A 22,880-nucleotide genomic window follows, 5' to 3' on the forward strand; every position below is an offset into this window, starting at 1 on the left:
GAAAGGAGATCGCCATGGACGCGAAGAAGCTCCAGGCCGCCCTTGGCGTGGCCGCTGACGGGGTGATCGGCCCCAATACCATGCGGGCCCTGTTTGCTCGGATGGGCGCCGCGCCGTCGGTCGCAGGCGAACTGGGCATGGCGGCGGCGGTCCACTTCCGGACCTACGGCATCCTCGACAGCGGCTTGAGGCTCGCGCACTTCATGGGCCAGTGCGCCCATGAAAGTGGCGGCTTCCGCTATATGGAAGAGATCGCCAGTGGCCAAGCCTACGAGGGCCGCGCGGACCTGGGCAACACCGTTGCGGGCGACGGCAGGCGATACAAGGGTCGTGGCCCGATCCAGCTGACGGGTCGCGCCAACTACCGCCGTTTCGGGCGGCTGCTGGGCATCGACCTTGAGGCCCACCCGGAGATCGTCTCGCACCCGTCCATCGGCCTGCTGTGCGGCTGCCTCTACTGGAGCGACCGGGGGCTGAACACCCTTGCCGATGCGGACCAGCTGGAGGCCATCACCCGGCGCATCAATGGCGGCCTGAACGGCCTCGCAGATCGCAGGTCGCGGACGGCCAAGGCCAAGGAGATTATCCTGTGACCCGCATCCTTCCTCTCCGAACGATCCTGATGCTGGCGGCCGCCGTCGCGGCGGTGATCCTGCTGCTGGCCTGGTGCGGCGCCCGGAAGGACGCCCGCGAGGCCCGAAACGATCAGACCATGGCCGAGGGCCGCACCGTGTCCGCCGTCGAGGCCATCCGCGAGATCAATGAACTGGAGGCGCGGGGAGACGCCGGCGCCGTTGAACTGGAGCAAGCCCATGAAGCCATCCGCCAAGCCGATCCTGCTGATCGGAATGCTGTCGCTAGGCGTCAGCTCTGCCGGTTGCAGCACCGTACCGATTGCGACCGGATGCAGTGACCTTGCGGCGCCGATCCTGACGCGGGAGACGCCACACGCCGAGATCGGGAACAGCGGCGACCCGGCGCTGGACTGGCAGCTGTACGGGACCGCCGAGACCGTCCAGCTCAACCGTGCCAATGACGACAAGCGCACGGGGTATCAGATCATCGCCGCCTGCGAGCGCCGGGATGCGGAGACCCGGGCGCGGATCGAGCGCCCCTGGTGGGCCGTCTGGCGACGATAGACGCACAATCCGACCGCTTGGGCCGCCTCTCCACCCCGGAGGGGCGGCCTTTTTGCGTTTCAGGGCCTATGGCGCTCGCTCGCGCACAAGAGCTTGGCGCGCCGCCATGGCGAGGAAAGCCGACCGCGAGATGCCGACCGCGTTGGTGTAGGCGTCGATCCTGGCCAAGAGGCGGGGGTTCATGGTGAGGTTGATGCGTTCCGCGCGCTCCGGCTCGGTAGGCGCATTGGCGGGCACCGCCACGAGCACCACGGCTTCCGGATCGCCGTGAACGTCCTCGGGGCCGAAGTCGTGCAGGCCGCGCGGCTTGGGCGCCTCCAGCCCGTCCTCCTTCATGCCGGAGAGGTGGAGCGCCAGGGCCTCGCCTGCCTCGCGCACCGCGTCTTCCATGCTGTCGCCGCCCGACGTGCAGCCGGGCAGATCGGGGAAATAGACGCCCCACTCGCTGCCCGAGGCGGGTTCGAGAACGGCGACGTAATAGACCTTATCCATCTGCTGACCTTTCGGGCCTCACCGGAGGGTGAGGCCGCTCTGCTTTTCTATCGACCGAAGGGTTCCGACCGGAATGTCCTTGCGGGGGTGGGAGACCGTGACCCGGCCCGGCTTGGCGGGGTGCTTGAACTGGATGTGCGAGCCGGTCTGGCCGACCCGGACCCACCCGTCTCTTTCCAGAGCCTTGATGACCGTCTTGCTGTCCATGTGTGTAGTGATACACATTCATGGGGATGGCGTCAACACATAATGCGCATAAATACACACTAGCACCGCCCCACGCCCGCGACCCCACGATAATAGTCCTCGATGCCGAAGCGGACCTGGGCCTTGCCCTTGCGGCCGCACTTGGAGCAGCGGACGCGGGCGGCGATCTGGCCCAGGGTCATTTCAGGCCCGAAGGCGGCCAGGGCCTCCGAAGCCGTCATACCGGCATGGTGGTGGCAGGGCGCGGCGCAGAAGATGTCCAGCCCGATCCCCTGGTCCGTCCAGTGCGCGAGTGTGGGGAAGTCGCCCATGGCGGGTCCAGAACGCAGGGGGAACGGGAAAGTGTAACGCGAGGTGTAACGACGGTGTAACAGTCGATTTCGCCCCCGGTGGGGGCCGGAAGGAAATCACCAACTATCGCAATGTATTAGAATGGTACCGCCTCCCCGGTTCGAACGGGGGACCTCCAGAGCCACAATCTGGCGCTCTAACCAACTGAGCTAAGGCGGCGCTGCGAAATGCAGAGAGGCGGCTTTTAGCCGCCTCGCCCCGTCCGATCAAGCGCGTCTGAGCTTCAAACCAGGTTCTGGGACGGCGTGGAGCCTGACATCACCAGAACGGCGTCGAAGCCGTGGACTGTCCGGGCCAGATCCCGCTCAACGCGACGGGCCTGGGCGGCGCTCAGCAACGGCCTGAGCGGCCTCAGGTCGATAAGGGTCATGGCGTCTGGCCAGGCCGCCCGGACAAGCGGCCCGAGGGGGCCGGCGTAGTCGCCGCGCGGTTCCGACGGCTCGTAGGTGAAGGCTGAAGGGTTAAAGACCGCCGTGCGAGCGCCCTGGCCGGGCAAAACCAAGAGGTGGAAGGCGCGGCCTTCGTCCATGTCGGCCATCTCCGCGACCATGGTCCCAAGGTCGAACGTCTCTGTGTGGCTGACGCCGCGGACCATGTGACTGGCCCCGAACTTGAAGAACAGCTTGGGGCGCCGGCCCTCGGCCTGCGCCGCCCGCCAGTAGCGACGCAGGTTAGCGCGGTTCAGGTCGTTGCGGGTCTGATTCGAGCGCCAGTTCTGCCCGGCCCCGAAGTCACGATTGATCACGAAGGTGCGCTCGAGCGTGGTCAGGATCACTTGGGCCGCCTCGGGCGCGTCTGGCCACGAGGCCTGCACCGCCTGCACCAGCGCCGGGTCGCCGCTGAAGCCGTAGATGAACTGCGGGTTGCGGGTCTGCTCGAACTGCGCCCAGGACTCGGCTGAGGCGCGCTTCAGGGTCTCAAGCGCGGTCTGGGCGGCAGGCGGCTTGGGCATTTCCTCAAGTTGGCCGATCAGGCGGCGGTCCGCGCCCATCTCGTAGTCCAGACCCCAGAGCACCTGGCGCACCCCGGGACGGGACGCGCGGGCCGTGGCCAGCCATTCGGCCTCCTCGCGCATGGTGAAGAAGGCCGCGAAGCTGCCCGGCTGAGCGAAGAAGGCGCGCAGGCCGTCCAATCCTCCCTTTGCCGCCTCGTCGAGCGCGTCGGCCATGGGCGGGGAGGTTTCGATCACGGCATGGTCGTACCCGTCGCCGCCCAGCGCCTCGAACAACTGGCCGGCCAGACGCGCGTTCTCGGCGATGCCGTGCTCTTCGCCGAGGAGGAAGTGTTTGGCGGCCCGCGCCTCTGACAGAAGGGCGTCCCAGGCCGGGCCCGAGAAGGCCCCGTCGTTGTGATCGAGACGCAGCCGGTTGGCTTCCGCCGCGGCCGTCAGGCGCCCAAGCACCGCAGGCGGGGCGGCGGGCTGGGGAGCCGGCGGGGCCGGAGCCGGCTCCTGCGCCTGGGAGCCGCCCGCTGTCAGGGCTAGGGATCCTCCGGCAAGGCCGGCGAAGAGGCTGCGACGATCCAGATGCATGACGGTGTCCCCCGGTGGTTCGGCGAGGACGATACCGCCCTTCGACATCAAGAGGCTATCAGGACTGAGGTTGGATGCGCGGTCGATCTTGCGGAATCAGGCCGCGTCGAGTCCCAGGTCGAGAACCGGCGCCGAGTGGGTGAGGGCGCCGACCGAGATGACGTCGACGCCAGTCTCCGCCACCGCCCGCACAGTCTGTAGGTTTACGCCGCCCGAGGCCTCGATCCGCGCCCGGCCCGCCACAAGATCGACAGCCTTTTTCAGATCCGGGATGGTGAAGTTGTCCAGCAGAACGACGTCGGGGCCCAGGCCGATGACCTCGCCCAGCTGATCCAGATCATCGACCTCGATTTCGACGCTCGTCAGGTGCCCCCGTCGCTCCAGGGCGGTCTGCAGAGCGGCGGCCGCCCCGCCACACGCCGCAATGTGATTGTCCTTGATGAGGATGGCGTCAGCCAGACTGTGGCGGTGGTTGAGGCCGCCGCCGCAGGCGACGGCGTATTTCTGGAGCCCCCTCAGCCCCGGCAGGGTCTTGCGGGTATCGGCGATACGCACCGGCAGATCCGCCACGGCGTCCACGTAGGCGCGGGTGAGAGTGGCGACGCCGCTGAGGTGGCAAACGAGGTTCAACGCCGTGCGCTCGGCCGCCAGGATGGCCCTGGCCGAACCGCTGACGGTGGCGACCGCGGCGCCCGGCTCCAGCGTGTCGCCGTCGGACCTATGCGGCTCGAACCTGACCTCGGCATCGAGCGCGCGGAAGGCGATCCGCACGCAATCCAGCCCGGCCAGGACACCCTCGGTCCGGGCCGTCAGGCGGACAGACTGATGACGGTCGCGCAGAAGACAAGCGGCCGTGGTCACGTCTCCGGCGGAAGCCAGATCTTCCGCCAGCGCCAGGCGAACCACGGGCTCAATGAGGAAGTCGGGCAGGGGGGCGGGGCGCGGGATCATGCGGCGGCCTTGGGTTGGAGCGGCGAATGAACTGGGGCGACTGGACCGTCGGAGCGCAGGTGTGCCCCGCGACTCTCCCGCCTCGCAAGAGCCGCCGCTGCAAGGATTCGAGCGGCTGTCAGAGACAGGCTGTCGGGGTGACCAGACTCAAGACGCGCAATCAGGCCCAACAGCTCGTTCAGGCCCGCCTCGTCGCGGACAACGCCGGCATGGCGACTCATGCCCTGCCGAAGTTGCGCGAGCGCCTGGGGGGGCAGGTCCAAGCCATAGCCCCGCGTCGCGATCCGGCCCGGGACCTCGGAAGCCGCGGAGGCGAGCAGGCCGGCGCGATGACCGGCCAGAGCGGCCTCCAAAAGGGCGTTGGACGCCAGCCGGTTCGCGCCGTGGACGCCGGTCCGGGCGCACTCACCCGCGGCGAACAGGTTCGCCAGGCTGGTGCGACCGTGCAGGTCGGCGTGAACGCCCCCCATGTGATAGTGCGCGGCCGGCGCGACTGGGAGGGGCTCATCACGCGGATCGAGACCAAAGCGGCGGCAAGCTTCGAATACGCCAGGGAAACGGCTGGGGAACTCGGACCCAATCACTCGGGCGTCGAGGAAAACCTGCCCATGCATGTGGGCGTGAGTGTGAACGGCGGCGGCGACCACATCGCGCGGCGCCAGATCGCCGAGAGGATGGACACCCTCCATGACGGCGCTGCCGTCCCGTCCGATCAGCCGGGCCCCTTCACCGCGCAGGGCCTCCGTCAGCAACGGGGCTGGATCGGCGCCGACGTCGAGCGCGGTGGGGTGGAACTGCACGAACTCGGCGTCCGCCACCTTGGCCCCTGCTCGCGCAGCCACCGCCAGACCATGCCCCTGCAGCTGAGGCGGGTTGGTGGTCACCGCGTAAAGCCCGCCTAAGCCCCCCGTGGCCAGGATGACCGCCCGGGCCGCGATCTCGGTGACGCGCTGCCCCCGAGACAGGACGACGCCGCGGACCTCACCGTTTGGTCCCGTCATCAGACCCCTTAGAGTCGCGCTCTCCAGGACGGTGACATGGGCGGCGGCGAGCACGGCCCGCATCACCACCTCAGTCAACTTCAGGCCGGCGCCGTCCCCGCCGATGCGAGCGACTCGGGGGCGGCTGTGCGCGGCCTCCAGGCTTTGCAGCAGCCGACCCGTCGCATCACGATCGAACGGAGCGCCCAGGGCGAGAAGGCGCTCGATCACCTGCGGCGCCGAGGCGGCCAGATCCCGCACGGCCTCCGGATCACAGAGGCCAGCGCCCGCCGCGAGCGTGTCGTCCGCATGGAGGGCGGGGCTGTCGTCTTCGCCCACGGCGGCCGCGACGCCACCCTGGGCCCAAGCGGAGGCGCAACCCTGACCCAACGGTGCAGGCGAGACCAGAAGGACGGGGCAGGGCCCCGCCGACAGGGCAGCGGACAGGCCGGCGAGGCCAGCCCCGACGACGACGATCCCGTCGAAGCGGCGGCGCTCGGCCTGCGTGGTCACGCCCATAACAGGTCGACGGCCGCGCCCAGTCGCTCGCGAGCATAGCCGCGACCCTGCGGCGGTGTGGGCAGATCGATCATGCGCTGGACAGCCAGCCTGGCGCGTTCAGCCACGCCCGGATCGACAGTCACCTCATGGCGGCCGGTCACGAGGCAGTCGCGTATGCCTTCCAGGGTGATCCGCTTCATGTGCGGGCACAGGTTGCAGGGCTTGAGGAACTGCACGCCGGGCGCCGAGGCCATCAGATTGTCGGCCATGGAGCACTCGGTCAGCAGCACCACCTGGCCCACGCCTTTCCTGGCCACGTGGTCCGCCATTGCGGCGGTTGAACCGGCGAAGTCAGCCTCGGCCAGAACGTCGGCGGGGCATTCGGGGTGGGCGAGAATCTCGGCGTCAGGGTAGGCGGCGCGCATGTCGCGAACATCCTGGGCGTCGAAGCGTTGATGGACCTCGCAGGCGCCTTTCCAGGCCAGGATACGCACCCGCGTCTGGGCCGCGACGTTGCGTGACAGGTGTTCATCCGGCAGCAGGATGACGGTATCGACGCCCCATTCGCGGGCGGCGTGCTCGACCACCTGCACGGCGTTGGCGCTGGTGCAGCAGATGTCGACCTCGGCCTTCACCTCGGCCGTTGTGTTCACATAGGCGACGATGGGCAGGGTGGGGTGGCGCTGGCGGATCAGCCGGACGTCCGCCGCCGTGATGGATGAGGCGAGGCTGCATCCGGCGCGCAGATCAGGGATGAGAACCGTCTTGTCCGGCGCCAGCACCTTGGAGGTCTCGGCCATGAAGAGCACGCCCGCCTGGACAATCACCGCAGCGTCACACGCGGCCGCCTCACGGGCCAACCCGAGGCTATCCCCGACGAAGTCGCCGACGCCGTGGAAGATTTCCGGGGTCATATAATTGTGCGCCAGGATGACCGCATTGCGCTCCCGCTTGAGCGCATTGATCTCGGCGATGAGGGGGGCGTGCACTCGCCATTCCAGAGGCGAGACGCGTTCCTTGACCTTATCCCAGATTGCCGAGGTCTCTCGTTCGACCGCCGCCGTGAACCCGCCGTCCGCCATGGTCGTCGCTCCCTACGCTTATGCTATAGATGAGCATAAGTCTCACGTAAGATAGGCCTCTCGGCGGCCGGTGCAAGCGCAGCCCGGCAAAATCAGTTCGGCGAGGCTGCGTTCGTCAGCACATCCGTGAGGGCTTCGGTCAGCTCGGCCTCGTCGTAAGGCTTGCGCAGCAGGGGCCAGGGAACGTCCTGCAGAGCGTCGCCTAGGCTGTCGCCGGGATAGCCCGAGCTCAGCAGCACCGCCAAGCGGGGCCGGCGGGAGATGGCCTCTCGAGCGAGCGCCACGCCGTTCATGCCGCCCGGCATGATGATGTCAGTCATCAAGAGGTCGAAGCCGCTCTGCGACAGCTTCGAGAGAGCCTCGCCCGCATCGCCCGCCCGCTCGACCTTGAGGCCGAGCCCCTGGAGAAGGTCGGCCGCTATATCGCCCACGGCCATGTCGTCCTCGACCAGGAGCACTGTGCGGCCGGACAGATGAGAGCGGTCACGAGGCGAGGGCGGCGCCGGCTCCGCTGTTTCGCTCGCCTCGAGCAGTGGCAACAGGATCGAGACGGTGGTCCCGCGGCCAGGCTCGCTCTTGACCTCCACCCCGCCGCCGCTCTGGTGGGCGAAGCCGTGGACCTGCGATAGCCCCAGACCCGTGCCCTTGCCGACATCCTTGGTCGTGAAGAAGGGCTCGAATATGCGGTCCAGCACATGGGGCGGGATGCCCGAGCCCGTGTCCTCCACGGAGACCCGAGCGAAATCGCCGGCGGGCAGTCCTCGGACCTGATCCTCGGCCAGACTGGCGGCCTCGCAGCGAATGGTGATTCGCCCGCCGCCCGGAGTGGCGTCGCGCGCATTCACGATCAGGTTCAGCAGGGCCGCCTCGAACTGCCCTGCGTCCACGCTGGCCATCAGAGATTTGCGCGTGCGCGGCAGACGCAACTCGACCGCTTCGCCGACGGCCCGCTTCAACAGCGGCGCGCCGGTGCGTATCAGGGCGGTCAGGTTGAGAACCTGAGGTCTCAGCTCCTGCTTGCGCGAGAAGGCCAGAAGCTGGTGCGTCAACTGCTCGCCACGGCGGGCGGCCGACAGCGCCGCTTCGCCCAAGCGTTTTAGCCGACCCGTATCCTCGGGTGATTTCAGGATCATCTCGAGGCCGCCGATGACGACCGTCAGAAGATTGTTGAAGTCGTGCGCCACGCCGCCCGTCAGGCGCCCGACCGCCTCCATGCGCTGGGCGTGGACCAGGGCTTCTTCGGCGCGAGACTTCTCTTCAAGCGCCGCGGCGACGCGCTCTTCGAGAAGTTCGTTGAGGCGGGTGAGGTCGCGCTCGACTTGCCTAGCCTCTGTGATGTCGTATGCCACGCCCACAAAACCCGCCAAAGCCCCCGTCCGGTCGAGGCGCGGCTGGGAGTAGGAGCGCAGCCAGCGGTACTCGCCGTCGTGGCGCCGGTAGCGAGCCTCGAGCGGGAAGGCCTTTCGTGAGGCTTCCCCCGCCAGAGATTCACGGATCACGCGGTCGATGTCGTCGGGGTGCAGGGCGGCGCGCCAGTCCGCCGTCAGGGCGTCCTCATAGGTTCCGCCGTGAAAGCGGACATAGGTCTCATTGACGAAGGCCCGGGTTCGGTCGGCGTTGGTCACCCAAATCAGGATCGGCGCGCTATTGGCTATCGCGCGGAAGCGCTCCTCGCTCTCCCGCACGGCGGCCTGGGCGCGCGCCCGTTCAAGCGCGGCCCACTTGCGGGCTGCAAGTTCCTGGACCAGTTGGGCCTCCGCCTCGGTCCACTCGCGGGGTTCGTTCGTGTGGACGAAGAAGAGGGCGATGAGGTGGTTGCCGCGCACCAGGGGCGCGCCGAGGAAGCCGCGCACGCCGATGCGTTCGTAGGCGTCGGCGTGGCTCTTTGTGCGTGCGTCCCTGCACACGTCCGCGATAGCGAAGGGACGGCCGCGCTTGAGGTCGGCGAGCAGTCGCGGCCCGAAATCCCGCATCGTCCACAGACCGGTCAGGTCGGCGGCGCCGTCGCGCGCCCAGGCGTTGCGGATCGACAGCCGCTCCTCCGCCTCGTCGACCTCGCCGAAGCCGGCGCGGTCCGCCTCGAGGTGCGCGCCCACGGCCTCGGCCGCCACGCGCATCAGGTCGTCAGGATCGCTAACCTCGCGCAGGCGGTCGGACAGGCCGATGAGGAAGTCCTTGCGGGACTGCTCGTCGCGCAAAACGCGCTCCGCCTCGCGCAGGTCGGTGATGTCGGTGTTGGTCCCAAACCACTGGGTGATGGCGCCTGACTCATCGCGAATCGGTCGGGCGCGGGACAGGAACCAGCGCCACTCTCCTGCGGCGGAGCGCATCGGGAAGGTGTCTTCCCACGGTTCTCCTGCAGCGACGTTGCTGAAGAAGCGCTCTCGCGTGACCCCCCAATAATCGGGATGAAGAATCGTATTCCAGTCCCAAGTCATTCCGTCGGCGGGATCGGCTCCGATGAACTCGTACCAGCGGTCATTGAACCAATAGATGTCGCCGTCGGCGTCGGCCATCCACGCGATCTGGGGGATGTTGTCGGCGACGGCGCGGAATCGGGCTTCGCTATGCCTTAGCGCGGCCTCGGCGCGACGGGCGTCCGTCACGTCAACATTGACGCCGATCATCCCCAGGAACGCTCCGTCGGCATCGAAACGGGGAAGGGCTTCGGTGGTCAGCGTGCGCCACTCGCCGTCGTACCGGCGATACCGAGCTTCGACGGAGAAGGCCGCCTCGGCCTCCAAGGCGGCGGCCGTCGCGCGCCAGACGATCCCGGCGTCGTCGGGATGAAGCGTGTCTGACCAGCTGAACAGCGAAAGGTCATCCGACACGCCCCAAAAGGCCCGCAGGGCGCGGTTCAGGTGCTGGCACTCGCCTTCCGGGCCGCTCATCCAGAGCATGACCGGCGCGGCCTCGCTCAGCAGGCGGAAACGCTGTTCGCTTTCCCTCAGCGAGGCTTCCGCCACCTTTTGGGGGGTGATGTCGCGGTTGACCCCGAGCACCTTCGTCACCCGGCCAGAGGCGTCGTACTGAGGGCGGCCTTCGCTGGCGCACCAACGGATGGAACCGTCGGGCTGGGGCACCCGGTACTCGACCTCGTAGGGCTCGCCCAGCAGGGCCCGCGACCGGGCCGCCATGACCGCCGGCTGGTCGTCCGGATGCACCTTTGACGCCAGGTCCAGATAGGCGACGCCGTCCTCGACCTCGACGCCCCAGTTCGAACGGTAGCCGTCGGAAACGGCGAGGCGATCCGAGGCCAGATCCCACTCCCAGGCGCCCAGCCGCCCGGCCTGCAGGGCCATGCTGAAACGCGACTCCGTCTCGGACTTGGCGGCGCGGGCGCGACGCTCGGCTTCAAGGCTGTCGTTGAGCGCGCTCATGTCGCGTCGGAGGGCCACGGCGATTTCGGCCAGCGCGAGGCCGACGACGATGAAGATCGTCAGCCCCGTCGCCAGCCTGGCGAAATCGGCCTCGGCGCCCTGGGTGGAGACGGCGGTCCCCCAAGCCAGGAGACCAGAGGCCAAGAGGGCGGTCAGGCCGCCGATCCGGCCTTTCCACAGGGCGACAGCGAGCACCGCAGGCAGGAAAAGGATGAAGCCGGTCGTCGCGCCCAGGACAGGGGTCAGGGCCAGACGCACGAGCAGAACGGTCGCAGCTGCAGCAAGACCCGTAAGGGCGGCTGAGAGCACTGACGGCTCCGGCGCCAGGGCCAGACGCCGTACCAATGCCTCCAGACTGAAGCGCGCCCCCTTCCTCCCCTTCAAAACTTCCCCCTCGCACGAGACTTGCGATCTGCCGGAACGCTCAAGCTCGGCTTTCGTTGCGTCCCTCTGGCCGCCACAGTCCTGTGGTGGCATGTGAACTGACTCAGCCGCTCGCGGGAGCCCGTCATCCGTCACCTTAGCCGATACTGGACCCATTTGCGCCGGAGGCTTCCTGGGCCCGCGTGGGCGGCGCTGGCGGTGGTGCTGAGCGCTTCAGCGGTCGGCGGTGAGGGGGTCACGCTCGCGCCGTCGCGGGACCTGGCCGCCGAAATGGTCGCCATGCCCTCCGGCGTCGCAGCGGCGCTGCGGCGGGCTTCCGGACTGACGCCGATCGATGTGTTCACCCCAGGCTGGACAAGCATCAGCCTGGCGGGGCGGCCCTCGCTGCTGGATTCCACGGTGGACGGCGCGCGCGCCCTGCGCCTGAACGACGCCATTCCCGCGCTGTCCCACATGGTGCGGCCGGCGACGCCGTTCCGGTTCGCGCCGCGCAGCGAGGCCGACCGCAGGCGGGCTCTGCGCTGCCTCACCCAGGCCGTGTACTACGAAGCGGCGCTGGAAGATGAGGCCGGGCGGCTGGCCGTGGCCCAGGTGGTGCTGAACCGGGTGCGCGACCAGAACTATCCCAACAGCATCTGCGGCGTCGTCTATCAGGGCGCTGAGCGCATCACGGGCTGCCAGTTCAGCTTTACTTGTGACGGCGCCCTATCGCGGCCGCCGGTGGACTGGGCCTGGCGACGAGCGGAGGAGACGGCGCGGCAGGCCCTGGCCGGGCGCGTGGCCGCCCAGGTGGGGACAGCGACCCACTATCACGCCGACTATGTCTACGCCTGGTGGAGCCCGGCGCTTGTGAAGCTGGCGCAGATCGGCGCCCACATCTTTTACCGCTGGCCGGGCGCGGCTGGCGAAACGGCCGCCTTTTCCAAGCCCTATGCAGGGGCGGAGCCCGTGATTGACGAGGCGCGGTTCGCCCGGCCCCGCGTCATGGAGGCCGTCGAGGCGGCCCAGGCCTTGGAATCGGCGGGGGCCGCCGAAGAGGTGCGTACGGTCCAGATCAATGGCCAGACCCGGACCGTCGGGGTCGTCAGCCTGGGCGGCCGACGCCTGCCGACACGGGACGAGGTGGCGGAGATCAACGCCCGCCTTTCGGCGCTTGAGAAGGCCGCGCCCCCGCCGCCGGGGGTCACCGAGCTGGAGGTCGAGGAGGTGAACCGGCCTGCGCCCTCGGGTTCAGATTGAACCCTTTCTGCTGTCACGCTTTTATGCCTGCGGCTTTGGGGGAAAGGGATCAGGGCTTGGATGCAGCGGACGACACGACAGGGGTGGCTGAATCCGCTCGGCTAGCCAGCCTGCGCCATTATCAGGTGCTCGATACGGAGCCCGAGGCCGCACTGGACGACCTCACCAAGCTTGCGGCCCGTCTTTGCAGCGCGCCGAGGGCGCTCGTCAGCCTCGTTGACGAAGACCGGCAGTGGTTCAAGGCCAGGGTCGGCGTAGAGGCCAGGGAGACGCCGCGAGAAATCTCCTTCTGCCGCCACGCCATTCTCAGTGACGAGACCATGGTGGTGCCTGACGCCGCCAAGGACCCCAGGTTCGCCGACAATCCTTTGGTCACCGGAGACTTCGGACTGAGGTTCTACGCCGGGGCGCCCCTGGTCACGCCCGAAGGGCAGAGGCTGGGCACCCTCTGCGTCATCGACACGCAGCCTCGACCGACTGGGCTGACGCCACAGCAAGCGTCGGACCTTGAGCTTCTCGCGCGGCAGGTGATGGACCATCTGCAGCTCCGCCGCATGGCGCTGGACCGAGAAGCGGACGCCCGCCGCCTCGAGTCGGCGCTGGCCGCGTCTCAGGTCGTGGGTGCTTGGGATTGGGACGTCCGGGGCGACAAGGTGATCACCGACGCGCGTTTCGCGCGCATGTTCGGCGTTGATCCCGAGGAAGGGGCGCGGGGACTGCCGCTGGCCACGTTCGTGAACGCGATCCATCCCGAGGATCGCGACCGCGTCGCCCGAATCATCAATGAGTCTCTTCGCGCGGGCGGTGGGTATGAAGCCGAGTATCGCGTGATCTCCCCCTACGGCGAGCGGTGGGTGCTGGCGCGCGGGGAGGTGCTGATCGGCGAGGATGGGAAACCGCTGCGCTTTCCCGGGGTGGTGGTGGACATCACCGAGCGCAAGCAAATGGAGGCCGAACTCGAGGAGACGGCCCGGAGCCTGATCGATAGCGAGGCGCGTTTCCGCGCCCTGGCTGACGCCATGCCGCAGATGGTCTGGTCTACGACCCCGGACGGCCTGCACGACTACTTCAATGCGCGCTGGTACCAGTTCACCGGCATGGCCGAAGGCTCCACGGACGGCGAGGGCTGGGCGGAAATGTTCCATCCCGACGACCAGGAGCGCGCGTGGAGCCGGTGGCGACGTTCGCTCGAAACCGGCGATCCCTATGAGGTCGAGTACCGCCTGCGGCATCACAGCGGCGAGTTTCGCTGGACGCTGGGCCGCGCCTTGCCTCTGAGGGATGGGGATGGCCGGATCAGGCGCTGGTTCGGCACCTGCACCGACATCCACGATCTGAAGCAGGGAGAGGAACAGCGCGAACTGCTCAGTCATGAGCTCAGCCATCGCATCAAGAACATCTTCGCGGTGATGTCCGCCCTGATCAGCCTGTCCGCGCGCGAGCATCCCGAGGGCAAGGCCTTCGCCGGTTCGCTGAAGCGGCGGATCGGCGCCCTGGCGCGGGCGCATGAGTTCGTGCGGCCACACAGCCGCGTGTCGAGCAAGATGCAACCGGGACCAACGCTCCGGCCCTTCCTCATGTCCCTGTTCGAGCCCTACCGGCGTGGCGAGGGAGAGCCCGCCTGCGTCCGCCTGGAGGGCGACGACGTGGAGTTCGACGATCAGGTGGCTACGCCCCTGGCGCTGCTTTTCCACGAACTGGCGACGAACGCAGCCAAGTACGGAGCCCTGTCGACCCCTGACGGGTGCGTCGGGATCACAATCCGGCGCGATGGCGAGGAGCTTCACATCACCTGGAAAGAGACAGGCGGGCCTCCGGTCGCGGGCGAGCCGTCGCGCGAAGGTTTTGGAAGCACGCTGGCCCGCCACAGCGTCGTCGCCCAGCTGCGTGGCGATCTGGAACGGGTATGGGAAACAGACGGGCTTAAGGTCTTGGTCACCCTGCCTGTGGCAGCGATGTCGCGGCCCCGGCGCGCCGCGTCTTCATTGGGAACCCAGGCCAGGCTTTCTCGTTGATCGTGGTCCTATGTCTGCACGTATCCTGATCGTGGAAGATGAGTGGGTGGTCGCCATGGAGCTGGAGATGCTCCTGACGGACCAGGGCCACTCTGTCGTCGGCATCGCCGCCGACGCAGACGCCGCGCGCGAAATCGCCCTCACCAATCAACTGGATCTGGCTCTGGTGGACATCCACCTCGCTGACGGGCCCACAGGCATGGAAGTCGGCCGCGAGCTGGCCAATGAGCACGGCGCCACTGTGGTCTATGTCACGGCCAACCCCGGCCTGATGCGCGAGGGCATCGCCGGAACCATCGGGGTGCTGCCCAAGCCGACCGACGAGGAATCGATCCTGTCGGTCGTGGAGTACGCGCTGCGCCGCCGTCTGGGCGACCAGAACGTCAGTCCGCCCGAAGCGCTGCGGGCTTTCGGCTGAGACTTCCGCAACTTTCGCCGCTGGTCCTCGGCGGCCCAGCCGCTAGTCTTGCGCCATGCGTGCGAACAAGCGCCGGCTCGGCCGGACCGATCTGCAGATCGTCCCTATTGTCTTCGGCGGCAACGTCTTCGGCTGGACGGCGGATGAGGCGACGTCGTTTCGCCTGCTCGACGCCTGGGTGGACGCAGGCTTCAACGCCATAGACACGGCTGACGTCTACTCCTTCTGGGTCGAGGGACACTCGGGCGGGGAGTCCGAGGCCGTGATCGGGCGTTGGCTGAAGCGCCGTGGCCGGGCCGACGACGTGCTGCTCTTCACCAAGGTGGGGTGGGCGGCCGGCAAGACCGAGGGCGGGAACCTGAAGGCCGAACGCATCATCCAGGGATGCGAGGCGTCCCTGCGCCGACTGGGGGTGGAGCGAATCGACCTCTATCAGGCGCATAGCGATGATCCCACGACGCCGATGGAGGAGACCCTGGCCGCCTTCGACCGGCTTGTGCGGGACGGCAAGGTGCGCTGGATCGGTTGCTCCAACTTTACGGCCGAGCGGTTGGCGGAAGCCCTTGAGGTCAGTGACGCCAACGGCCTTGCTCGCTACGAGTCGGTGCAGCCGCGCTACAATCTTCTCGACAGGGAAGGGTTTGAGCCGGCGCTACGCGACGCCTGTCTAGCGAACGATGTGGGCGCCATCAGCTACTACGCCCTGGCGGCCGGCTTTCTGACCGGCAAGTACTCAAGCGAAGCCGACCTGCTGGGCCGGGCGCGCGCCGGCGGGGCGGGCCGTTATATGAGCGCGGAGAACCTTCAGGCGCTTGGCGCGCTGCGGGAGGTGGCGGCAGCCGAGGGCTGCACGCCCGGCCAGGCGGCTGTGGCCTGGTTGCTGACCCGGCCGGGCCTGACTGCGCCCATAGCCAGCGCCACCAGCGAGGACCAGCTTCAAGAGCTGGCCCGCGCCCTGGAGGTCGGCCTGTCAGCGGACTCCGTCGCGTGGCTGGACGCTCTCAGGGCCTGATCACCAGACGCCGATCTTCTCGGCCTCGTGATGGCTGATGGGATCGCCGGCGCGGGCATGGTCCTGCTCGGCCAGATAGCGCACGGCCTCAAGCGCAGCCATGCAGCCCATGCCGGCCGCGGTCACCGCCTGACGGTAAATGTCGTCGGTGACGTCCCCGGCGGCGTAGACGCCAGGGATGCCCGTGGCCGTCGAGCCGGGCCGCACCTTCAAGTAGCCGCCGTCGTTCATCTCCAGCTGACCCTTGAACAGCTCGGACGAGGGGGCATGGCCGATAGCGACGAAGAATCCATCCACGTCTATGACCCGGCTCTCGCCAGTCTCGACGTTTTTCAGGCGCAGGCCGCTGACGCTGAGCGGGTCCTCGGCGCCCAGGACCTCATCGACCTCATGATGCCAGATGACCTCGACCTTGGGTTCGGCGAACAGCCGGTCCTGAAGGATCCGCTCGGCCCGGAACTCGCCGCGGCGGTGGATGAGGATGACCTTGGCGGCGAATTTGGTGAGGAACAGGGCCTCCTCGACGGCAGTGTTTCCGCCGCCCACCACCGCCACCGTCTTGCCGCGATAGAAGAAGCCGTCGCAGGTGGCGCAGGCCGAGACCCCGAAGCCGCGGAACTTCTGCTCGGAGGGCAAGCCCAGCCATTTCGCCTGGGCGCCGGTCGAGATGATCACTGTCTCAGCCAGAAGAATCGGGCCGGAATCCAGCGTCAGCCGGTAGGGGCGGGCCGACAGATCGCAGCTGGTCACCAGGTCGTTGATGACCTCGGTCCCAACATGCTCGGCCTGCTTCTGCATCTGCTCCATCAGCCACGGCCCCTGGATGACGTCGGCGAAGCCGGGATAGTTCTCGACATCGGTGGTGATGGTCAGCTGCCCACCGGGCTGCATGCCCGTGATGATGACCGGGTTGAGCAGGGCGCGGGCCGCATAAATGGCGGCGGTCCAGCCGGCGGGGCCTGAGCCGATGATGGCGACGCGGACGGGGCGAGGATCGGACATGGCGTCTAGATAGGCGCGATTCCGCGCGGAATCGACCGTGTGTCTGCTAGGCTGCTGGGGATCGATCGGAGGGCGCCATGAGCGACGAAAAGAAGGGCCTCAAGCCAGGTCAGGGTTTGGCGATGAGCATGGGAGTCGGCGTGGCGGTGGGCGCCGCCCTGGGGATCGCGCTGGACAATCTGGCGCTGGGCCTGGGCGTCGGCCTCGCCATCGGCGGCGGCCTCGGCGCGGCGCTGGAGAGCTCTGCGGCCAAGCGAAAGCCCGGCGAGGGTGGCGATGGTCCCCATGCGGACGGGCATGGGGAGGGTGGCGGAGAGGGCGGCGGCGACTAACCGCGCGCGGCCATGGCCTCGAGCACGGCCCGGGCGGCGCGTCCCGTCTCATCAAGCGGCTCGTAGGACCAGGCGTTCAATGTTCCCTCGAAGCGGCGACTGACTCCACGCGCCTCCAACGCCTGATGCAGACGGGCGAAGCGCGGCGCGCCGCCTTCGAGGGGAAGGATGTGAACGGGCTTGCGCGTCGCGGCGGCCTCGACGGCCATGTTGGTGGAATCCTCGGTGACCAGGATGTGGTCGGCGTAGGCCAGGTAGCCGAAGTAGGGATTGTCGCCCACGCCGTCCCAGACCTCGCCCGCCAGGGACGACAGGCGGGCCCTCAGCGCCTCTGCCGCCGAGGGTGGCGTGCGGCGTGAAAAGGTGACCATGGCCGATCCGCCGGCTGAACCCACCGCCCTAGCGATCTGGTCCGCCAGGGCGGCCGCGTGAGCGTCGCTCAGGTCGAAGACTTTCGATCGCCCGCCGATCAGCACGGCGCAGCGCGGCGAGGGCAGGGCGGCGAGGCGCGCGAACCGGGCCCGCGCCTCATCCAGCCGAGCCGGGGTCACGCGATGGGGCGAGCCCAGGATCGGAAAGACGTTGTCGCCCTCGACCTCGTCGTGCTCGGGCGGGATCACCATGTCGAACAGCCGGGTCGGCCATCGCGGGTCCTGAAGTTGCACCACCAGGGTTCGCCCACGCGACCAGCGTCGCGCGTTTATTGAAAGCGGCAGGGTGGCCCGCCCGGCGGCGATCCAGACCTCCGGCCAGGGCGGAGAAAGAGGGTCCGAGCCCTTCGCGAGCATCCGGCGTGGGGCGATCTTCAGCATGGAGGGCAGGCGGTCAGCCCATCGCCTCCACGCCACGCGCTTGACGGCGATTTCGCTCGGAGCCAGCCGCGCAATGGCCTGGGCCAGGCCAAGGACCTGGTTTTCGATGCCGGCGCGGCCGTCGGAGACGGCCCAGATGGTCAGGGGCTTGGAAGGATCTACTTCCACTCGACCTTGAGGATTTCGTAGGCCTTCACACCGCCGGGGGTGTTCACCTCGACGACGTCGCCGGTCTCCTTGCCGATCATGGCGCGCGCGATCGGCGAGGAGATGGAGATCCGGCCAGCCTTCACGTCGGCCTCGTGCTCGCCGACGATCTGATAGCGGCCCTCCTCCTCGGTGTCTTCGTCGACCACGGTGACGGTGGCGCCGAACTTCACCTGGCTGCCGGACAGCTTTGAGACGTCAATGACCTGGGCGCGGCTGATCTTGTCCTCGATCTCGGCGATCTGGCCCTCAATCCAGCCCTGGCGCTCCTTGGCGGCGTGGTACTCCGCGTTCTCAGACAGGTCGCCGTGCGAGCGAGCCTCGGAGATGGCGGCGATCACGCTGGGCCGCTCCACCGTCTTCAAACGCTTCAGTTCTTCGTCGAGGACACGAAAGCCCTCGGCCGTCATCGGCACTTTTTCCATGTGCGATTTGTTCTTGCTCGCCCGAATTTAGGAAGGACGCTTGGGGACTAAAAAACCGACCGCGGGCGGAGGCGGTCGGTCATACTCAAGGATAGGACGGGGGGGCGAGGGATTCAAGAGCCGCCTTCGCGGGTGCGAGATCGCAGGGCGGGAAGCCTGCGCCGCAGGATCGTCCAGCCCACAAGAGCCAGCAGGGCCACAGCCAAGGCGCTCACCAGAGCGGCCCCCAGCGCCACACCGACGGCGGCCAGCGCCAGGAACAGAAGCAGCGCTGCGCCGCCGCTGGCGAGGAAGTGTACGGATTTCAAGCTCATATAAGCTGAACGCGTGGCCTGAGCCGAGGTTCAGCCGCCCGGCAGATTGTATTTCCCGGCCCGCCCTTCGGCCGCTCGGAAGGCGGGCCGTTCGCGGATGCGCTTCAGGAAGTCGGCGGAGCGCGGCAGCTGGTCGGGTTTCCGCCAGCGTGTGACGGCCGCCAGCAGGGGAAGGCTCATCATGATGTCGGCCCCGGTGAAGCGATCCCCTGCGAACCAGGGCCGCCTGCCGAGTTCGGTTTCCACATAGCTGAAGATGGAACGCAGCTGCGGCTCGGCGGTGGCCTGATCGACCTTCTCCAGCACCTTCCGCGCAATGCCGCGAACCGGCCAGGCGGCCTGTGTGGGCGCGCGGGCCACGATCAGCTTGATCAACAGGGGACCCATGGCCGAGCCCTCGGCGAAGTGGGTCCAGAAGTCGTAGGCGATGCGTTCGGGCGCCATCACCGGAGGGCGCAGGCGGTGCTCCGGATCGTGCCGGTTCAACAGATATTCCTGGATCGCGCCGGATTCTGGCAGGACGACCGGCCCATCCACGATCACCGGCGACTTGCCCAGGGGATGGACCGCCTTCAGCTCGTCGCCGGCCCGAATGGTGCGCTTGTCGCGCCTGTGCTGGACCAGCTCGTAGGGGACGCCCAGCTCCTCCAGCAGCCAGACGGTGCGGAACGAGCGTGAGGCTTCAAGGTGATGGACGGTGATCATCGCGCCGCTCCTTTGGCGCTCAACCGTAGTCCTGCAGTGGCTTCACATCCAGCGGCGCCGAACGCACTGCGGCTATGGCCTGGGCCGCGGCCAGGGCGCCCGCTGTGGTGGTGTAGTAGGGGATCTTCATCATCAAAGCGCTGCGCCGGATCGAGAAGCTGTCGGCCACGGCCTGCTTGCCCTCGGTCGTGTTGAAGACCAGCTGGACCTCGCCGTTCTTCATGGCGTCCACGATGTGCGGCCGCCCCTCCAGCACCTTCTTCACATGCGCGACCTCCAGCCCCTGCTCGCGCAGGTAGGCGCAGGTGCCGCCCGTGGCGAGGACGGTGAAGCCCTGGTCGATCATCAGCTTCACCGCCGGCAGGATAAACGCCTTGTCCGCGTCGCGGACCGAGACAAACAGGCAGCCGCTTTCGGGCAGGCGGGTGCCGCCGCCCAGCTGGCTCTTGGCGAAGGCGCGGGCGAAGGCCGGCCCCAGATCGGCCTCGCCGTCCTTTCGCCAGTCCAGCCCCATGACCTCGCCGGTGGAGCGCATCTCGGGCCCGAGGATGGTGTCGACGCCTGCGAAGCGCGCGAAGGGGAAGACCGCCTCCTTGACCGCCACGTGGTCGAGCGCCCGGTCGGTCAGACCGAACTCGGACAGGGGCCGTCCCGCCATCACCTTGGCGGCGATGCCGGCCACGGGCTGGCCGATCGTCTTGGCCACGAACGGCACGGTGCGGCTGGCGCGGGGATTGACCTCCAGCACGAAGATGCGGGGCTCAGGCCCTTGCGGCTCTTCGATAGCGAACTGCACGTTCATCAAGCCGCGCACCTTCAGCGCCTTGGCCATCAGCTCGGTCTGGCGCTTCAGCTCGGCGATGGTCTCGGGCTTGAGCGAGAAGGGCGGCAGCGAACAGGCGCTGTCGCCCGAGTGCACTCCGGCCTCCTCGATGTGCTCCAGCACGCCGGCCACGAAGACCTGATCGCCGTCGCAGATGGCGTCCACGTCCACCTCGGTGGCGCGGTTCAGGTAGTGGTCGATCAGGACCGGATCGTCGCCCGAGACCCGCATGGCCTCGTGGACGTAGCGGTCCAGCTGCTCGCGGTCGTGGACGATCATCATGCCACGCCCGCCCAGCACGTAGGAGGGGCGAAGCACGACCGGATAGCCGACCTCCTCGGCCTTGTCGGCGGCCTCCTGGGCGCTACGGGCGAGCGCATTGGGCGGCTGCATCAGGCCGATGCCCTGCAGCATCTTCTGAAAGCGTTCGCGGTCCTCGGCCAGGTCGATGGAATCGACGCTGGTGCCCAGCACCGGCACACCGTCCTCCTCCAGGGCATGGGACAGCTTCAGCGGAGTCTGGCCGCCGAACTGGACGACGACCCCCAGCAGCTCGCCTTTGGAGCGTTCGACGTCGATGAGCTCCAGCACGTCCTCGGCCGTCAGCGGCTCGAAATAGAGGCGGTCGGACGTGTCGTAGTCGGTGGAGACGGTCTCGGGGTTGCAGTTGACCATGATCGACTCCACGCCGATCTCGTCGAAGGCGAAGGCCGCGTGCACGCAGCAGTAGTCGAACTCGATGCCCTGGCCGATCCGGTTAGGGCCCCCGCCCAAGATAATCGCCTTCTGGCGATCAGAGGGCTCGGCCTCGCACTCGGGCGGCTGGCCGAACACGCCGGTCTCGTAGGTCGAGTACATGTAGGCGGTCTCGGAGGCGAACTCCGCCGCACAGGTGTCGATGCGCTTGAACACGGGGCGCACGTCCATCGACCGGCGCACGCGGCGCACCGCGCCTTCGCTTGAGCCGGTCAGCTCAGCGAGGCGGGCATCGGAGAAGCCCATGGCCTTGATGGTGCGCAGCGCGGCGGCGTCCTTGGGCAGACCGTCGGCGCGCAGGCGGGCCTCGGTCCGCACGATCTCCTCGATCTGGCGCAGGAACCAGGGCTCGTAGGCGCAGGCCTCGGCCACTTCCTCCACGGTCAGGCCATGACGGAAGGCCTGGGCGATCACCCGCAGGCGGTCGGGCGTCGGCTGACCCAGCGCGCGCAGCACGGCGCCACGCAGCGCCGCGGGGTCTTCGTCGCCGCCGGCGCCTTCGATCTCGACATCATTAAGCCCGGTCAGGCCGGTTTCCAGACCCCGCAAGGCCTTCTGCAGAGACTCCTGGAAGGTGCGGCCGATGGCCATGACCTCGCCCACCGACTTCATGCTGGTGGTCAGGGTCGGCTCGGCGCCCGGATACTTTTCAAAGGCGAAGCGCGGGATCTTGGTGACCACATAGTCGATGGCCGGCTCGAAGCTGGCGGGCGTCGTCTGGGTGATGTCGTTGGCCAGCTCGTCCAGCGTGTAGCCGACGGCCAGACGGGCGGCGACCTTGGCGATGGGGAATCCCGTCGCCTTGGAGGCCAGGGCTGACGAGCGCGACACGCGCGGGTTCATCTCGATGACGACCATGCGGCCGTCCCTCGGATTGATGGCCCACTGCACATTGGAGCCGCCCGTCTCGACCCCGATCTCGCGCAGCACGTTGATCGAGCCCGTGCGCATGCGCTGATATTCCTTGTCGGTCAGCGTCAGGGCCGGGGCGACGGTGATCGAGTCGCCCGTGTGGACGCCCATCGGGTCGATGTTCTCGATGGAGCAGACGATGATGCAGTTGTCCGCCCGGTCGCGGACCACCTCCATCTCGTACTCCTTCCAGCCCAGCACTGACTCCTCGATCAGCACCTCGGTGGTGGGTGACAGGTCGAGGCCGCGCTCGACGATCTCGCGGAACTCCTCGACATTGTAGGCGATGCCGCCGCCGGTGCCCGCCAGGGTGAAGCTGGGCCGGATGATGGCCGGCAGGCCCACGAAGGCCAGCGCCTCTTCGGCCTCGTCGACGTGGTGGATGGCCTTGGAGCGGGGGCTTTCCAGGCCCAGCTTGTCCATGGCGTCGCGAAACTTCTGCCGGTCCTCGGCCTTGTCGATGACCTCGGCCCGGGCGCCGATCATCTCGACGCCGAACTTCTCCAGCACGCCCATCTGCTCCAAGGCGAGGGCGGTGTTCAGGGCCGTCTGGCCGCCCATGGTAGGCAAGAGCGCGTCGGGCCGCTCCTTCTCGATGACGCGGGCGACCATCTCGGGCGTGATCGGCTCGACATAGGTGGCGTCGGCGACCTCCGGGTCGGTCATGATGGTGGCCGGGTTCGAGTTGACCAGGATGATCCGGTACCCCTCGGCCTTCAGGGCCTTGCAGGCCTGAACGCCCGAATAGTCGAACTCGCACGCCTGGCCGATGACGATGGGTCCCGCGCCGATGATCAGGATGGACTTGATGTCGGTACGCTTGGGCATGGTCTCTCGCGCGCGAAGGGCCCGGCGCGAAGACTTCGCGCAGGTGGGCAGGCGTGTTGTGGGCTAAGCGGCTCGCTTACAG

Annotated in this window: 22 protein-coding genes and 1 tRNA gene; 8 read left to right on the forward strand and 15 right to left on the reverse strand. The window is 68.0% G+C overall.

Annotated elements, in window-relative coordinates; genetic code table 11:
• Positions 1-14 precede the first annotated feature (14 nt).
• The 3 genes from Q0812_RS13450 to Q0812_RS13460 are packed head-to-tail and all read left to right on the forward strand — an operon-like array spanning position 15 to position 1,139.
• Positions 15-593, forward strand: a complete 579-nt coding sequence (locus Q0812_RS13450) for a glycoside hydrolase family 19 protein (protein ID WP_302110866.1) — start codon at positions 15-17, stop codon at positions 591-593.
• Complete coding sequence (locus Q0812_RS13455) at positions 590-913, forward strand: hypothetical protein (RefSeq protein ID WP_302110867.1); 324 nt, start codon at positions 590-592, stop codon at positions 911-913. The genes Q0812_RS13450 and Q0812_RS13455 overlap by 4 nt, the downstream gene beginning before the upstream one ends.
• Entirely contained in the window at positions 813-1,139 is a 327-nt protein-coding gene (locus Q0812_RS13460) for a hypothetical protein (protein WP_302110868.1), read from the forward strand. Before Q0812_RS13455 ends, Q0812_RS13460 begins: the two co-directional genes overlap by 101 nt.
• Before the next feature lie 66 nt (positions 1,140-1,205).
• Here the strand turns inward: Q0812_RS13460 and Q0812_RS13465 are convergent, their stop codons facing one another.
• From Q0812_RS13465 to Q0812_RS13505, 9 genes are all read right to left on the reverse strand, one after another.
• Positions 1,206-1,631, reverse strand: a complete 426-nt coding sequence (locus Q0812_RS13465; protein WP_302110869.1) for a type II toxin-antitoxin system HicB family antitoxin — start codon at positions 1,629-1,631, stop codon at positions 1,206-1,208.
• 18 nt (positions 1,632-1,649) lie between these two features.
• Entirely contained in the window at positions 1,650-1,838 is a 189-nt protein-coding gene (locus Q0812_RS13470) for a type II toxin-antitoxin system HicA family toxin (protein ID WP_302110870.1), read from the reverse strand.
• 59 nt (positions 1,839-1,897) lie between these two features.
• The gene (locus tag Q0812_RS13475) at positions 1,898-2,149 is read right to left on the reverse strand and encodes a hypothetical protein (RefSeq protein ID WP_302110871.1); all 252 of its coding nucleotides are present in this window, start codon (positions 2,147-2,149) and stop codon (positions 1,898-1,900) included.
• Between the two features lie 122 nt (positions 2,150-2,271).
• Positions 2,272-2,348, reverse strand: a tRNA-His gene (locus tag Q0812_RS13480).
• A 64-nt stretch (positions 2,349-2,412) separates the two neighbouring features.
• A complete protein-coding gene (locus Q0812_RS13485) occupies positions 2,413-3,768 on the reverse strand; it encodes a hypothetical protein (protein ID WP_302110872.1) in 1,356 nt (451 codons plus the stop codon).
• 48 nt (positions 3,769-3,816) lie between these two features.
• Positions 3,817-4,671: a carboxylating nicotinate-nucleotide diphosphorylase gene (gene nadC / locus Q0812_RS13490; RefSeq protein ID WP_302110873.1), complete on the reverse strand. Its 855-nt coding sequence runs from the start codon at positions 4,669-4,671 to the stop codon at positions 3,817-3,819.
• Complete coding sequence (locus tag Q0812_RS13495) at positions 4,668-6,164, reverse strand: L-aspartate oxidase (protein WP_302110874.1); 1,497 nt, start codon at positions 6,162-6,164, stop codon at positions 4,668-4,670. Before Q0812_RS13495 ends, nadC begins: the two co-directional genes overlap by 4 nt.
• Complete coding sequence (gene nadA / locus Q0812_RS13500; RefSeq protein ID WP_302110875.1) at positions 6,161-7,234, reverse strand: quinolinate synthase NadA; 1,074 nt, start codon at positions 7,232-7,234, stop codon at positions 6,161-6,163. The genes Q0812_RS13495 and nadA overlap by 4 nt, the downstream gene beginning before the upstream one ends.
• 92 nt (positions 7,235-7,326) lie before the next feature.
• Positions 7,327-10,959 carry a PAS domain-containing protein gene (locus tag Q0812_RS13505; protein WP_302110876.1) on the reverse strand — a complete coding sequence of 1,211 codons (3,633 nt, stop codon included), beginning with the start codon at positions 10,957-10,959 and terminating at the stop codon, positions 7,327-7,329.
• Positions 10,960-11,199: 240 nt separating this feature from the next.
• Here Q0812_RS13505 and Q0812_RS13510 point away from each other — a divergent pair, with 240 nt between their 5' ends.
• From Q0812_RS13510 to Q0812_RS13525, 4 genes are all read left to right on the forward strand, one after another.
• Positions 11,200-12,237, forward strand: coding sequence for a cell wall hydrolase (locus tag Q0812_RS13510; protein WP_302110877.1), 1,038 nt, complete (start codon positions 11,200-11,202; stop codon positions 12,235-12,237).
• Positions 12,238-12,320: 83 nt separating this feature from the next.
• Positions 12,321-14,252, forward strand: coding sequence for a PAS domain-containing protein (locus Q0812_RS13515; protein WP_302110878.1), 1,932 nt, complete (start codon positions 12,321-12,323; stop codon positions 14,250-14,252).
• Between the two features lie 10 nt (positions 14,253-14,262).
• Positions 14,263-14,670 carry a response regulator gene (locus Q0812_RS13520; RefSeq protein ID WP_302110879.1) on the forward strand — a complete coding sequence of 136 codons (408 nt, stop codon included), beginning with the start codon at positions 14,263-14,265 and terminating at the stop codon, positions 14,668-14,670.
• 55 nt (positions 14,671-14,725) lie between these two features.
• Positions 14,726-15,682, forward strand: coding sequence for an aldo/keto reductase (locus tag Q0812_RS13525; protein ID WP_302110880.1), 957 nt, complete (start codon positions 14,726-14,728; stop codon positions 15,680-15,682).
• On the opposite strand, the gene trxB is transcribed toward Q0812_RS13525, so the two are convergent.
• Positions 15,683-16,684 (reverse strand): thioredoxin-disulfide reductase, encoded by a 1,002-nt coding sequence (trxB, locus tag Q0812_RS13530; protein WP_302110881.1) that lies wholly within the window; start codon positions 16,682-16,684, stop codon positions 15,683-15,685. It lies immediately after the preceding gene.
• 77 nt (positions 16,685-16,761) lie between these two features.
• On the opposite strand from trxB, the gene Q0812_RS13535 reads away from it, so the two are divergent.
• Entirely contained in the window at positions 16,762-17,016 is a 255-nt protein-coding gene (locus Q0812_RS13535; protein WP_302110882.1) for a glycine zipper domain-containing protein, read from the forward strand.
• On the opposite strand, the gene Q0812_RS13540 is transcribed toward Q0812_RS13535, so the two are convergent.
• The 5 genes from Q0812_RS13540 to carB form a co-directional block, all read right to left on the reverse strand.
• A complete protein-coding gene (locus Q0812_RS13540) occupies positions 17,013-17,996 on the reverse strand; it encodes a mitochondrial fission ELM1 family protein (RefSeq protein WP_302110883.1) in 984 nt (327 codons plus the stop codon). The genes Q0812_RS13535 and Q0812_RS13540 overlap by 4 nt on opposite strands.
• On the reverse strand, positions 17,987-18,460 hold the full coding sequence (greA, locus tag Q0812_RS13545; RefSeq protein ID WP_302110884.1) for a transcription elongation factor GreA: 474 nt from the start codon (positions 18,458-18,460) through the stop codon (positions 17,987-17,989). Before greA ends, Q0812_RS13540 begins: the two co-directional genes overlap by 10 nt.
• A 113-nt stretch (positions 18,461-18,573) precedes the next feature.
• Positions 18,574-18,768, reverse strand: coding sequence for a hypothetical protein (locus Q0812_RS13550; RefSeq protein ID WP_302110885.1), 195 nt, complete (start codon positions 18,766-18,768; stop codon positions 18,574-18,576).
• A gap of 36 nt (positions 18,769-18,804) precedes the next feature.
• Entirely contained in the window at positions 18,805-19,479 is a 675-nt protein-coding gene (locus Q0812_RS13555) for a glutathione S-transferase family protein (protein WP_302110886.1), read from the reverse strand.
• Positions 19,480-19,498: 19 nt separating this feature from the next.
• Entirely contained in the window at positions 19,499-22,798 is a 3,300-nt protein-coding gene (carB, locus tag Q0812_RS13560) for a carbamoyl-phosphate synthase large subunit (RefSeq protein ID WP_302110887.1), read from the reverse strand.
• Between the last annotated feature and the right edge of the window lie 82 nt (positions 22,799-22,880).

Origin of the sequence: Peiella sedimenti, from assembly GCF_030504955.1 — a bacterium.
Lineage (GTDB): Bacteria > Pseudomonadota > Alphaproteobacteria > Caulobacterales > Caulobacteraceae > Brevundimonas > Brevundimonas sedimenti.

Coding starts and splice junctions, on each gene's coding strand:
- carB (WP_302110887.1), bottom strand. CDS start 22,798: ATGCCCAAGCGTACCGACATCAAGTCCATCCTGATCATCGGCGCGGGA.
- Q0812_RS13475 (WP_302110871.1), bottom strand. CDS start 2,149: ATGGGCGACTTCCCCACACTCGCGCACTGGACGGACCAGGGGATCGGG.
- Q0812_RS13465 (WP_302110869.1), bottom strand. CDS start 1,631: ATGGATAAGGTCTATTACGTCGCCGTTCTCGAACCCGCCTCGGGCAGC.
- greA (WP_302110884.1), bottom strand. CDS start 18,460: ATGGAAAAAGTGCCGATGACGGCCGAGGGCTTTCGTGTCCTCGACGAA.
- Q0812_RS13450 (WP_302110866.1), top strand. CDS start 15: ATGGACGCGAAGAAGCTCCAGGCCGCCCTTGGCGTGGCCGCTGACGGG.
- Q0812_RS13460 (WP_302110868.1), top strand. CDS start 813: ATGAAGCCATCCGCCAAGCCGATCCTGCTGATCGGAATGCTGTCGCTA.
- nadA (WP_302110875.1), bottom strand. CDS start 7,234: ATGGCGGACGGCGGGTTCACGGCGGCGGTCGAACGAGAGACCTCGGCA.
- nadC (WP_302110873.1), bottom strand. CDS start 4,671: ATGATCCCGCGCCCCGCCCCCCTGCCCGACTTCCTCATTGAGCCCGTG.
- Q0812_RS13470 (WP_302110870.1), bottom strand. CDS start 1,838: ATGGACAGCAAGACGGTCATCAAGGCTCTGGAAAGAGACGGGTGGGTC.
- Q0812_RS13520 (WP_302110879.1), top strand. CDS start 14,263: ATGTCTGCACGTATCCTGATCGTGGAAGATGAGTGGGTGGTCGCCATG.
- trxB (WP_302110881.1), bottom strand. CDS start 16,684: ATGTCCGATCCTCGCCCCGTCCGCGTCGCCATCATCGGCTCAGGCCCC.
- Q0812_RS13525 (WP_302110880.1), top strand. CDS start 14,726: ATGCGTGCGAACAAGCGCCGGCTCGGCCGGACCGATCTGCAGATCGTC.
- Q0812_RS13485 (WP_302110872.1), bottom strand. CDS start 3,768: ATGTCGAAGGGCGGTATCGTCCTCGCCGAACCACCGGGGGACACCGTC.
- Q0812_RS13555 (WP_302110886.1), bottom strand. CDS start 19,479: ATGATCACCGTCCATCACCTTGAAGCCTCACGCTCGTTCCGCACCGTC.
- Q0812_RS13535 (WP_302110882.1), top strand. CDS start 16,762: ATGAGCGACGAAAAGAAGGGCCTCAAGCCAGGTCAGGGTTTGGCGATG.